This is a genomic window from Clostridium perfringens (assembly GCF_016027375.1).
Classification (GTDB): Bacteria; Bacillota; Clostridia; order Clostridiales; family Clostridiaceae; genus Sarcina; species Sarcina perfringens.
The window spans coordinates 3,016,232-3,029,249 of sequence record NZ_CP065681.1 but is presented as its reverse complement, the minus strand read 5'-3'; the positions used below and the strand labels follow the sequence as shown (position 1 = coordinate 3,029,249).

The window sequence follows — 13,018 nt, the reverse complement described above, 5'->3', positions numbered from 1 at the left end:
ATAAATTGAATAGTATAAAAATACTAGATAAGAGGTTTGTATAGTAAAAATATAACTAATAAAAATTAAGGGAGGCTTAATAATGAAAATAAATTTTTCACCACCAGATATTACTGATTTAGAAATACAAAATGTTATTGAAGTTTTAAAATCAGGTTGGATAACAACAGGACCGAAGACCAAAGAATTTGAAAGAAGGATAGCTGAATATTGTAATACAGAAAAAGCAGTATGTTTAAATTCTGCTACAGCGGCTATGGAAATGACTTTGAGACTTCTAGGAATAGGTGAAGGAGATGAAGTTATTACATCTGCGTATACATATACAGCGTCTGCAAGTGTTATACATCATGTTGGAGCAAAAATAGTATTAGTTGATACAGTTAAAGATTCGTATCAAATGGATCTAAGAAAGTTAGAAGAAGCAATTACAGATAAGACAAAAGCAATAATTCCTGTTGATTTAGCAGGGGTGATGTGTGATTATGATAGTATATTAGATATTGTTAATAAAAAGAAGGAAATATTCATTCCAAATAATGATATACAAAGTGCGATTGGTAGAGTGGTAGTAGTAGCTGATGGAGCACATTCATTTGGAGCAACTTATAAAGGAAAAATGGCTGGAGAGGTAGCAGATTTCACAAGTTTTTCATTCCATGCAGTTAAAAATCTTACAACTGCTGAAGGGGGAGCTATTACGTGGAGAAATATAGACGGTGTAGATAATGAAGAAATATATAAAAGATATATGATTTTATCTTTACACGGACAAACCAAAGATGCATTATCAAAGACTAAAATAGGATCATGGGAATACGACATATTAGAACCAACTTATAAATGTAATATGACAGATATAATGTCAGCAATAGGTTTGGCACAATTAGATAGGTATAAAGAAATACTTGAACGTAGAAAAAATTTAATAGAAATGTATGATGAAGCACTAGTATCAAATAAAAATCTTCAGATTTTAAGGCATTATACAGAAGATTCAAAATCTAGTGGTCATTTATATTTAGTAAGAGTTTTAGGAATAACAGAAGAAGAAAGAAATAAATTAATAATAAAAATGGCAGAATGTGGGATAGCTACTAATGTGCATTATAAACCATTACCAATGCTAACTGCTTATAAAAATTTAGGATTTGATATAAAAGACTATCCCAATGCATTTGATATGTATAAAAATGAAATTACGTTACCACTAAATACACTATTATCTAAAGATGAAATAGTATATGTAATTAAAACATTTAATGAAGTTTTAAGAGGAATTAAGAATGTATAAAAAGTTTGGTAAAAGATTAGTAGATATTTTATTATCAATACCTGGATTAATATTATTAGGAATATTAATTATTCCAATATCAATATTAATATATTTAGAAGATAAAGGACCTATATTTTATAATGGAGCTAGGTTGGGAAAAAATGGGGATATATTTTATATGTATAAATTCCGTTCAATGAAAGTAAATGCACCTGACATAAGGCAGGCTGATGGATCAACTTTTAATTCGGAGGATGATCCTAGATTAACTAAAGTTGGCAAATTTTTAAGAAAAACAAGTCTTGATGAAGCACCACAAGTTTTAAATGTATTTAAAGGCGATATGAGTGTAATTGGACCTAGACCAGATTTGCCAGAGCATAAAGCAATATATGTTGGAAATGAAAGTAGGAAGCTAGAAATAAAGCCAGGAATATCAGGGTATTCACAAGCCTATTTTAGAAATTCAATTCCTTGGAAAGAAAAAATACAAAATGATATTTACTATATAGACAATATGTCATTTACTTTAGATGTAAAAATATTCATTAAAACTGCATTTGGAGTTTTAAAAAGTGAAGGTATTTTTATAGAACAAAAGAATTCTAATGGGAATGAGGTAAAAAATGAAAAATAATGAGGTGGATTTAGATAACTTAGTATTAAGAGATTTACAATGGGATACAGAATATTTTGGTGTAAAATGCGGAAGAATTGATTTAATAAAAAATATAAATGAAAAAGATTCGGAGTATATATCTAAATTTTTAAATAGTAAAGATTTTGTTATATTAACAAATTCAAAGAAACTTCCGCATAATAGTGAGTATATAGGAAAAAATTTAAAAACGTTTATTACAGATATTAATGTTCAACTTAAAAAGAAACAAATTAAAGTATATGATGATTTTGATGATAGTAATATTGAAATATCTAATAATATTAATTTTGAAAATGAAATAGTTGAATTAGCTAAAAATGCATTTGAAAATTCTAGGTTTTTAAATGATAGTAATATTACAAAAGAAAAAGCAGAAGGAGTATATGCGAATTGGGTTAGCAATTCATTTAAAAAAGAAAGTAAGTATTTTATTACATATAAATTAGAAGAAAAAATTATTGGATTTATATTGTTTTCAATAAATAAATTAAATGAATTAGTTATTGAATTAATATGTGTTTCAAATAAGTTTAAAGGTAAAGGAATAGGAACAGTATTAATGAAAAAGCTAGATATGTTTGCTTTAGAAAATAAAATTAAATTAATTAAAGTAGGAACTCAAATTGAAAATATAAATGCTTTAAATTTTTATACATCTTGTGGCTATAAGATAGATGATATTAAGTATATATATCATTGGTGGAATAAATGCTAATAAGGGGGAATAGCATGAAAGTTTTATATATATCAACTTCATTTCCCAAGCCGGAAAAGGGAAGCACCATATATACAGATTTAGCAGAGGAAATGGCTAAAAATGGGCATGAAATAACTGTTATGGTAACAGAGGAAAGAAAAAATACTAATAAAACAGTATGGTATGAAGAACGTGGATGTAAAGTTTTGAGAGTTCGTACTGGAAACATATATGATGTGAATTTCATAGAAAAGGGAATATCTATTCTTACAATGGAGTATATTATGAAATTTGCTATAAAGAAATATTTAAAAGAAATGCAGTTTGATATGATTCTTTATGAATCACCACCAGTAACGAATGGTGGGATTGTTAAATATGCAAAAAAAATGTTTAATGCAAAGTCATATCTAATGCTTAAAGATATATTTCCACAAAATGCTTTAGATATTGGAATAATAAATAAAAATAGCTTATCATATAAAATGTTTAAAAGAAAAGAAGAGTTATTATATAGTATTTCAGATACTATAGGATGTATGTCAGAAGGAAATAGAGATTATATCTTGAAACATAATCCCAATATAAATTCTTCTAAGGTGGAAATATTTCCTAACACGAAAAAAGTACAACCTATTGTAGATCAAGAAATAGATTATTCAATAAGAGATAAATATAAAATACCTCAAAAAAGCACAGTGTTTTTATTTGGTGGAAATATGGGTAAACCTCAAGGTGTAAAATTTTTATGTAATGCTATTAAGAGGTTAAAAGATAATAGAAATGTATTTTTCTTATTAGTCGGAAGAGGAACAGAGAGAAATAATATAAAAAAGTTTTTACAGGATAATAATTGTAATAATGTATTGCAAATTGATAATTTACCTAGAAATGAATATGAAAAATTAGTAAGAGCATCTGATGTAGGTTTAGTTTTACTTGACTATAGATTTACTATTCCAAATTATCCTTCTAGGATTTTAGCATATATGGAGTGTGGAATTCCAGTGTTAGCTGCTACAGATAAAAATACAGATTTTAAAGAGTTAATAAAAGAATCAAACTGTGGTTTATGGAGTTATTCAAATGATATTGAAAGTTTTTGTTCAAATGTTAAGTTTTTAGCAGAAAATAATGAAGTTAGAATCAATATGGGTAAGAATGGAAGAAAATATATTGAAAATAATTTCGCAATATCAGTTGACTTATTAGAAAGAAATATGAATAAATTTAAGTAGGTGGATTAAATGGGAATATTTAAAGATAAAGTTTTATTAATAACTGGTGGAACAGGATCATTTGGACATACTGTTCTAAAGAGATTTATAGATACGGATATTAAAGAAATAAGAGTTTTTTCAAGAGATGAGAAAAAACAAGATGAAATGAGAAACAAGCTTAAAAATGATAAAGTTAAGTATTACATAGGCGATGTTAGAGATATTGAAAGTTTAAATTATGCAATGAAAGGGGTAGACTATGTTTTCCATGCTGCGGCTTTAAAGCAAGTTCCATCATGTGAATTCTATCCTATGGAAGCCGTTAAAACTAATATTGAAGGTTCTGATAATGTTTTTAAAGCTGCAACTGCTAATGGAGTAAAAAAAGTTATTCTTTTAAGTACAGATAAAGCGGTTTATCCAGTAAATGCAATGGGAATTTCAAAAGCAATGGCTGAAAAGTGTATGATTGCAAGAGCAAGAGCCGCAAGAGAAGGAGAAACTGTTTTCTGTGGAACTAGATATGGTAATGTTATGGCTTCAAGAGGTTCAGTTATTCCGCTATTTGTAGATTTAATGAAACAAGGAAAAGATTTAACAGTAACAGATCCTGAAATGACAAGATATATGATGACTTTAGAAGAATCTGTTGATTTAGTTTTATATGCCTTTGAACATGGAGAGCAAGGAGATATATTTGTTCAAAAAGCACCAGCATGTACTGTTTTAGAATTAGCTACTGCGTTAAAAGAACTTTTTGAATCAAATGTAGGAATAAAAATAATTGGAGCAAAACATGGAGAAAAAGCATACGAAACTTTATTAACTAAAGAAGAGTTTGTTAAGGCAGAAGATAGAGGAAATTATTTTAGAATACCAGCTGATAATAGAGATTTAAATTATGCTAAATACTTTACTGAGGGTGAAGGATCAAGAAGAAACCAAGAAGAGTATAATTCAGATAATACAAATAGAATAAATGTTGAACAAGTAAAAGAATTATTATTAAGAATTCCATATATACAACATGAGTTAGAAAATTTTAAAAATAATTCTAATGAAGTTTTTGAACTTGTTTAATAAAGGAGTATTTTATGAAAGTATTAATTACAGGAGCTAAAGGATTTATAGGAAAAAATTTAGTTTCAACTCTTGAGAGAGAAGATAAATATGAAATAATTTGTATAGATAGAGAAAATTCAAAAGAGGAATTAGAAAATGGTATTTTGAATTCTGATTTTATAGTTCATCTTGCAGGGATAAATAGACCTAAAAATGAAGAAGAATTTTTTGAAGGAAATACTGGATTAACTGAAGAGATAATAGAAATCTTAAAGAAAAATAATAAAAACACTTCAATACTAATTACATCTTCCATACAAGCAGATTTAGATAATGCTTATGGACAAAGTAAAAAAGGAGCTGAAGAAGCTTTAATTAGATATATGGCAGATACAAAGGGAAATGTTTTTATATTTAGATTACCAAATGTATTTGGTAAGTGGTGTAGACCTAACTATAATTCAGCAATAGCAACTTTCTGTCATAATATTTCTAGGGGAGAAGAAGTTTGGATTTCTGATCCAAGTAAAGAAATGACTTTAGTTTACATAGATGATGTAGTAAGAAATATAAAAAATGTTATAGACAATGAAGAAAACTACATTCCTGGATATCAGAATGTTGATATTGAACATAAAGCGACTTTAGGAGAAATTGTTGATTTAATAAATTCTTTTAAAGAAAGTAGAAAAAGTTTAATGATACCTAATATGGAAAATGAACTTACTAAAAAGCTTTATAGTACTTATTTAAGTTATTTACCAGAAAATGATTTTAGTTATCCATTAAAGATGAATGTAGATAATAGAGGATCATTTACTGAGTTTATAAAAAGTAAGGATAGAGGACAAGTTTCAGTAAATATATCTAAACCAGGAATAACTAAAGGAAATCACTGGCATGATACTAAAAATGAGAAGTTCTTAGTTGTTAGTGGAGAAGGTGTTATAAGGTTTAGAAAAGTAGATTCAGAAGAAATAATAGAGTACAAGGTCAGTGGAGAAAAATTAGAAGTTGTTGATATACCAGTAGGATATACTCATAGCATTATAAATACTGGAGAAAGAGACATGGTAACAATAATGTGGGTTAATGAAATTTTTAATCCGGAAAAGCCAGATACTATTTACTTGGAGGTAGAAAATGAGAAAGCTTAAAGTAATGACTATTGTTGGGACAAGACCAGAGATAATAAGACTTGCAGAAACAATAAAAAAATGTGATTTATATTTTGAACATATATTAGTTCATACAGGACAAAACTGGGATTATACATTAAATGATGTATTTTTTAAAGAGTTAGAGTTAAGAGAACCTAATCATTTCTTAGGGGTTGTTGGTAATAATCTTGGAGAAACAATGGGTAACATAATTGCAAAAAGTTATGAAATATTAGTACAAGAACAACCTGATGCATTACTTATATTAGGTGATACAAATAGTTGCTTAAGTGCAATTGCTGCTAAGAGATTAAAAATTCCAGTATTCCATATGGAAGCAGGGAATAGATGTTTCGATCAAAATGTTCCAGAAGAAATTAATAGAAGAATAGTTGATGTAACAAGTGATGTTAATTTAGCTTATACAGAGCATGCTAGAAGATATTTATTATCAGAAGGGATGAGAAAAGAATACACATTTGTAACAGGTTCACCATTACCAGAAGTATTTGCAAGATATATGACTAAGATAGATGAAAGTGATGTTTTAGAAAGATTAGGATTAGAAAAAGGTAAATTTATATTAGTAAGTGCGCATAGAGAAGAAAACATTGATAATGATGAAAACTTTAAAAGTTTAACAGATGCATTAAATGCAATTGCTGAAACTTATAATATGCCTGTAATATATTCAACTCATCCAAGAAGTTGGAAGAGAATAGAAGAGAAAGGTATTAAGTTCCATGAAAATATTAAACAATTAAAGCCTTTTGGATTCTATGATTATAATAAGCTTCAAAAAGATTCATTCTGTGTTTTATCAGATTCAGGATCATTAGCAGAAGAATCAAATATAATGGGATTTCCAGCAGTATCAATAAGAACAAGTACAGAAAGACCAGAAGCAGTTGATAAAGGATCAGTAATTCTTGGAGGAATAACTTTCGATTCAATAACTCAAGCGATAGAAGTTATAACTAAGGAAAAAGAATTAGGCGAAGAATTAGTTAAAGTACATGACTATACTGATATAAATGTTTCAACTAAGGTTGTTAATATTATTCAAGGATATACTTCAGTAATAAATAAATTTATATGGAGAAAGTAAAATGAAGGTATTACAGATAAACTCTGTTTGTGGAGTAGGAAGTACAGGAAGAATAGCAACTGATTTATATAAAGTTTTAGAAGAACAAGGTCATGAATGTGTAATTGCTTATGGAAGAGGAACTGCTCCAGAAGGAATAAAAACAATAAAAATAGGAACAGATTTTGATAACTATATGCATGTAGCAAAAACAAGACTTTTTGATAAACATGGCTTTGGTTCTACTAAAGCTACAAAAGAATTTATAAAAAAAGTAAAAGAATATGATCCAGATGTAATACACTTACATAATATTCATGGTTATTATATAAATATTGAAATTTTATTTAACTATTTAAAAGAAGCTAATAAAAAAGTTGTTTGGACATTACATGATTGTTGGGCATTTACAGGACATTGTGCTTACTTTGATTATGTAAGATGTAGTAAGTGGAAGAGTGTATGTGAAGAATGTCCGCAAAAAAAAGAATATCCAACAAGCAATATATTAGATAACTCTAAAGATAACTTTAAAAAGAAAAAAGAAATATTTACTGGAGTAAATGATTTAACTATAGTAACACCATCTAAATGGTTAGCGGGGTTAGTAAAAGAATCTTTCTTATCTGAATATAAGGTTGAAGTAATAAATAATGGAATAGATTTAGAGATATTTAAACCAACAAAAAGTAATTTTAGAGAAAAACATAATTTACAAGATAAAATTATTATATTGGGAGTTGCTAGTGCTTGGGATAGGCGTAAAGGATTAAAGTTTTTTTTAGAATTATCTCAAATGCTAGATGAAAACTATAAAATTATAATTGTAGGAGTTAATAAAAAACAAAAAAAACAATTACCAAAAAATATATTAGGAATAATAAGAACAAATAATTTAGATGAACTTGTAAAAATTTATTCAGTAGCAGATATATTTGTAAATCCAACATTAGAAGATAATTTTCCAACTACAAATTTAGAGGCTTTAGCTTGTGGAGTTAACGTAATAACTTTTGATACAGGTGGTAGTCCTGAGTCTTTAAAAAAAATTGTTGGTAGCAAAATTGTGGATCAAGGAAATTTAAATAAGTTATATAATGAGATTGTAAATTTTAAATGTGATCCAATAGATTTAGAAGAAATAAGTAAATTAGATAAATATAGAAGATTAAATTTGTATATAAATACTTATAAGATAGGTGAATAGAATTGAAAATAATACATGTTGAAGATAGATTTGAACCACAAGCAGGGTATCAAATTAATGAGTTGATAAAGGTGCAAGCTAAACAGGGAGATAAAGTTATAGTAATAACATCTCAAAATCCTATTTTTTCAGACAAATCCAAATTAAAGGAAGGTGATTTGGTTTTAAAGAATAAATATGACATAGATGTTATTAGACTTGATTATTATGCAGTTATATCATCTAGATATTTATTTAAAGGATTATTTAAAACCATAGATAATTTAAATCCAGACGTTGTATTTTTACATGGGATTGGTGACTTTAAAGATTTAATTTTATTTGGTAAAGCTCCTAAATATACTATAGTAAGAGATTGTCACATGTCATGGGTTGCATCAAAAAATAAATTTGCAAATATATATTATAAATTTTTTAAATTATTTTTTTCAAAGATTATAAATAAAAAGGATATATATAGTAAGGTATTTGCATTAGGGGTAGAGGAAGCAGAATACTTAGATGTTTTAGGGATAAATTCAGAAAAAGTAGATTTTCTATATCATGGATACAATAGTGATGTTATGTATTATGATTTTAAAGGGAGAAATGAAGTTAGATCTGAATATGGTTTTAATGAGGATGATATAGTAATAAGTTATATTGGTAAGTTTGATTTTAATAAAAGACCAGATTTAATTATTGACATATTGAATGAATTGTCTGGAAGTTTAATTGAGAAAAAAAACATAAAATTACTATTAATCGGTGGTAAAAACTTAAAATTTATGAGCTTATTTGATGAAAAGATAAATAACTTAAAAAAAGAAATAAAATTTATTATAGATGACAGCAAAAAGTTTGAGAGTCTTAGAAAATATTTTTCTGCTAGCGATATATGTATTTTTCCAAAAGAAACTACATTAAGTTCTATTCATGCTCAAGTTTGTAGATGCCCAGTTATAATGGAAAATCATTATTCAAATAAAGAAAGAGTAATAGAAAATAAGAATTTATATGATATAGACAATATAAAAGAAGCTTCAAATATATTAGAAAGAATAATTGTAAATCGAGAATATGATAAAGAAAACAATGCAAAATACGATAATATTTTGAGAAATAGAGACTATAAGGTTCAAATTTCTAAATTATATAACAGTGTAAAAATGGAGAAAAGATGAAAAATATAATTTTAGCAATTTCAATATGTACGACTAATTTATTTTTTATTGTTAGTTCTATAATTGGATATAGATTTACTGGAAGCGAGAGTAATCCAATATATAAAATATATAATATTATAATTTTTATATCAGTTTTATATATTTTTTTTAGTGAGTTTATTCGAAATAAATTAATTTTATTAAAAAAAGATATGTTTTTGATAATTATTTTACCTATATTCTTGATAAGTAATTTAATTACAACAAAAATCTTTAAAGGTTATATAAGTATTTTTGCATTAAATTATTATTTTAAATATTTTTTTCTATGGTCATATCCCGCTATATTGTCAGGAATTTATTTTGCTAGAAAAGAAAAATCTTTAAAAATTCTTTATAAATACATAGATATATTTATATTTATTTCTACAATTTCAATAATGAAAAGCACTATTGGACAATTTGTTTTAGCAGAAAATTTTAATGGCATAGCAGGAGCTTCATATCAAACATTATCATATATTTCAGCTTTTTCATATGGAATTAATTTGTATATGATTATTAATGGGAAAAATAATTTAAGATATAGTGTTTTTACTGGAAAGTTATATAAATGTATTGAGTATATATTTTTATTTATTCAAGTTTTTTGTGCTTTAATGTCTGGGGGAAGAGGCGGAATTGTATTAATCTTTATTTATACAATATATTATATATTTCTTTATACAGATTTTAGAGATATATATAAGTTTTTTAAGTTATTAATATTAATATTAATTTCGATAATTTTTATTATTTTTGCATTAGAATTACTTTTAAAAAATGATGTATTTAAAACATCATTTGATAGAGTTTTTCAATTTATATCGCCTGCTGGAGGAATAAATTGGAAGGGTACATCTGGAAGAGATATTATTTATTCAGAGGCTATTAAAGAAATTAACGAAAATCTTATGTTTGGAATAGGATTGTTTAATATGGAAGGATATTATCACAATATTTTTATAGATATTTTAAGAAGTGGTGGACTAATTTACTTAATTTTTGTATTTATATTTGCAATTATAACTTTAATGAAATTAAATTTAATAAACAAATATGAAGATAAAAATAAAGTTTTTTCAGTTATTTTAATATATCCATTGGTAATGTTAATGTTTAGTGGCTCATATACAACAGTAAGTGAGTTATGGTTTTGTATTTCATTTATAATTTCTTATAGAGTTAGGGGGGACTTAAAGAATGAAAAAGATAGCATTTGTAGTAAGTGATATTAATAATTTTGGAGGTGTTCAAAAAGTTACTAATATTATAGCGAATGAACTAGCGAAAGAAACTGACCTAAATATCAGTATTATCTCGCTTTTTAATTCTAAAAATAAAAATAATTTGATGTTTAATAAAAATATAGAATTAGATAATATATTTTATGAAAAAAAGGATATAAAAAAAAATTATATTTTTATTATGAAAGGAATTAGAGAGTATTTTAAGAATAATAAAATAGATATATTGATAGTATCTGGATCAGGATTAGTAACTTTATTTTTCACAGCACTTATAGGAGTTGATATAAAATTAATAGCATGGGATCATCAAGCTTTTAATTTTGGAAAAGTATTAGGGCTAGAGTGGTTTGGAAAAAGAATAGCATCTAAGTATTGTGAAAAAACTGTTGTTATTACAGAAGATTCACTGAATCAATATACACTTAACTTGAAAAGTAAAAATATAAATTTAATATATAATCCTTTAGAATGGAATTATAAAAAAGATAATATATATAATGAAAAGTCAAATAAAATAATAAGTTGTGGAAGATTAGAACATCAAAAGGGATTTGATATTTTAATAGATGTGGCTAATATTGTGCTTAAAAGAAATCCTAATTTTGAATGGCATATTTGGGGAGAAGGAAGTCAGAGAGAAATACTTCAAAACAAAATAGATTCATTAGGTTTAACAAATAAACTAAAGCTTTGTGGATATTCTGATAATATTAATGAAAAATATAAAGATTATTCATTATACGTTATGACATCAAGGCATGAAGGGTTACCAGTTGTTTTAATTGAAGCTATGAGTAATAAATTACCAGTGGTTAGTTTTAATTGTAAAACTGGACCAAATGAAATTATAGATGATATGAAAAATGGATTTTTAATAGATTGTTTTGATATTGATAAAATGGCTAGTTGTATAGATAAAATACTTAACGATAAAGAATTAAGACTAAACTTATCCAAAAATTCGTCTATGATTTTACATAAATTTAATTTAGGAAATATAGTTGAAAAATGGAAAAAAATTTTGGAGTAATTTTATGAAAAATTTAATTATTATATCACCGGGAATATTACCAGTTCCAGCTACTGAAGGTGGAGCTATAGAGAATCTTATACAAAATTTTATTAATCAGAATGAATATGAAAAAAGAGTTAAAATACACTTATTTAGTATTTATTCTAAAGAGGCATATAAAAAAAGTCTTAAATATAAATATTGTAAATTTTATTTTATAGAAATAGATAGGTATAAATATAAGTTAAGTAGATATACGAGATATTTAATAAATAGATTTTCTAAAAATTATTATGGAAATGCTTATATAAATGAAGTAGTTAAGAAGTTACGAAATATAAAAAAAATAGATAGAATATTGATTGAAAATAAACCAGAATATTCAATTATATTAATGAAATATGGATTTGAAAATATAAATTTACATTTACATAATGATTTAATAAATTCAGATACAAAACATTCTGATAAAATTTTGAGTTATAATAACAAAATTATAACTGTAAGTAAATTTATTGCTAATAGAGTTAATTCAGTAAAAGAATATACTAATATTGATGTAGTTTATAATGGTATTAATTTAGAAACTTTTACTAAGAATATTGAAGTAAAGAAAAAAATAGATATAATGAACAAGTATAATATTAGTGAAGAAGATAGAATAATAATATATTCTGGAAGAATAACAAAAGAAAAAGGGGTTAAGGAATTAATATTAGCATTTAATAAATTGAATGAAAAATTTAAAAATATAAAATTACTTATAATTGGGGGAATAAGCTATAGTAATAATTCAAGTAATAAATTTTTTGAGGAAATTAAAGGGATTAGTAATAATAATGTGATTTTTACTGGATATATAGATTATGATGAAATAAATAAATTATACTCTTTAGGATATTTTGGAGTTGTACCATCAATAGGAATAGATGCAGCACCATTATCAACTATTGAATTATTAGTAAGTAAAATGCCTGTGATAGTAAGTAGTTCGGGTGGTATTAAAGAATTGATAGATGAAAAATGTGGATTGGTGGTTAATATTGATGATGAATATATAGAAAATTTAGCTAAGAATATGACTAAATTGTTATTAGATAATGAGTTAAGGAGTAATATGTCATATTTTGCATATAAAAGAGGACAAAGATACTCGATATTAAACTATTATAATAACTTAATATCAAAGTTAATTTATTAAT

General features: G+C 25.5%; 12 protein-coding genes. All 12 read left to right on the top strand.

Annotated features, from left to right (window positions below; genetic code table 11):
* Positions 1–82: 82 nt before the first annotated feature.
* Positions 83–1,294, top strand: a complete 1,212-nt coding sequence (locus I6G60_RS14050; RefSeq protein WP_197925469.1) for a DegT/DnrJ/EryC1/StrS family aminotransferase — start codon at positions 83–85, stop codon at positions 1,292–1,294.
* Entirely contained in the window at positions 1,287–1,913 is a 627-nt protein-coding gene (locus I6G60_RS14045) for a sugar transferase (RefSeq protein ID WP_197925467.1), read from the top strand. Before I6G60_RS14050 ends, I6G60_RS14045 begins: the two co-directional genes overlap by 8 nt.
* The gene (locus I6G60_RS14040) at positions 1,903–2,652 is read left to right on the top strand and encodes a GNAT family N-acetyltransferase (protein ID WP_197925466.1); all 750 of its coding nucleotides are present in this window, start codon (positions 1,903–1,905) and stop codon (positions 2,650–2,652) included. The genes I6G60_RS14045 and I6G60_RS14040 overlap by 11 nt, the downstream gene beginning before the upstream one ends.
* Before the next feature lie 14 nt (positions 2,653–2,666).
* Positions 2,667–3,872 (top strand): glycosyltransferase family 4 protein, encoded by a 1,206-nt coding sequence (locus I6G60_RS14035; protein WP_197925464.1) that lies wholly within the window; start codon positions 2,667–2,669, stop codon positions 3,870–3,872.
* Positions 3,873–3,887: 15 nt separating this feature from the next.
* Positions 3,888–4,934, top strand: a complete 1,047-nt coding sequence (locus I6G60_RS14030) for a polysaccharide biosynthesis protein (protein ID WP_197925711.1) — start codon at positions 3,888–3,890, stop codon at positions 4,932–4,934.
* A gap of 14 nt (positions 4,935–4,948) precedes the next feature.
* Positions 4,949–6,073 (top strand): polysaccharide biosynthesis C-terminal domain-containing protein, encoded by a 1,125-nt coding sequence (locus tag I6G60_RS14025; RefSeq protein ID WP_197925462.1) that lies wholly within the window; start codon positions 4,949–4,951, stop codon positions 6,071–6,073.
* Entirely contained in the window at positions 6,060–7,184 is a 1,125-nt protein-coding gene (wecB, locus tag I6G60_RS14020) for a non-hydrolyzing UDP-N-acetylglucosamine 2-epimerase (RefSeq protein ID WP_139932794.1), read from the top strand. Before I6G60_RS14025 ends, wecB begins: the two co-directional genes overlap by 14 nt.
* A gap of 1 nt (position 7,185) precedes the next feature.
* Positions 7,186–8,370, top strand: a complete 1,185-nt coding sequence (locus I6G60_RS14015; RefSeq protein WP_197925460.1) for a glycosyltransferase — start codon at positions 7,186–7,188, stop codon at positions 8,368–8,370.
* 2 nt (positions 8,371–8,372) lie between these two features.
* A complete protein-coding gene (locus I6G60_RS14010) occupies positions 8,373–9,533 on the top strand; it encodes a glycosyltransferase family 4 protein (protein ID WP_197925458.1) in 1,161 nt (386 codons plus the stop codon).
* A gap of 329 nt (positions 9,534–9,862) precedes the next feature.
* Entirely contained in the window at positions 9,863–10,786 is a 924-nt protein-coding gene (locus tag I6G60_RS14005) for a hypothetical protein (RefSeq protein ID WP_197925456.1), read from the top strand.
* Positions 10,758–11,834, top strand: coding sequence for a glycosyltransferase family 4 protein (locus tag I6G60_RS14000; protein ID WP_197925455.1), 1,077 nt, complete (start codon positions 10,758–10,760; stop codon positions 11,832–11,834). The genes I6G60_RS14005 and I6G60_RS14000 overlap by 29 nt, the downstream gene beginning before the upstream one ends.
* Positions 11,835–11,838: 4 nt before the next feature.
* Entirely contained in the window at positions 11,839–13,017 is a 1,179-nt protein-coding gene (locus I6G60_RS13995; RefSeq protein ID WP_197925453.1) for a glycosyltransferase family 4 protein, read from the top strand.
* Position 13,018: the final 1 nt, after the last annotated feature.

Coding starts and splice junctions, on each gene's coding strand:
- I6G60_RS14040 (WP_197925466.1), top strand. CDS start 1,903: ATGAAAAATAATGAGGTGGATTTAGATAACTTAGTATTAAGAGATTTA.
- I6G60_RS14035 (WP_197925464.1), top strand. CDS start 2,667: ATGAAAGTTTTATATATATCAACTTCATTTCCCAAGCCGGAAAAGGGA.
- I6G60_RS14045 (WP_197925467.1), top strand. CDS start 1,287: ATGTATAAAAAGTTTGGTAAAAGATTAGTAGATATTTTATTATCAATA.
- I6G60_RS14050 (WP_197925469.1), top strand. CDS start 83: ATGAAAATAAATTTTTCACCACCAGATATTACTGATTTAGAAATACAA.
- wecB (WP_139932794.1), top strand. CDS start 6,060: ATGAGAAAGCTTAAAGTAATGACTATTGTTGGGACAAGACCAGAGATA.
- I6G60_RS13995 (WP_197925453.1), top strand. CDS start 11,839: ATGAAAAATTTAATTATTATATCACCGGGAATATTACCAGTTCCAGCT.
- I6G60_RS14025 (WP_197925462.1), top strand. CDS start 4,949: ATGAAAGTATTAATTACAGGAGCTAAAGGATTTATAGGAAAAAATTTA.
- I6G60_RS14015 (WP_197925460.1), top strand. CDS start 7,186: ATGAAGGTATTACAGATAAACTCTGTTTGTGGAGTAGGAAGTACAGGA.
- I6G60_RS14000 (WP_197925455.1), top strand. CDS start 10,758: ATGAAAAAGATAGCATTTGTAGTAAGTGATATTAATAATTTTGGAGGT.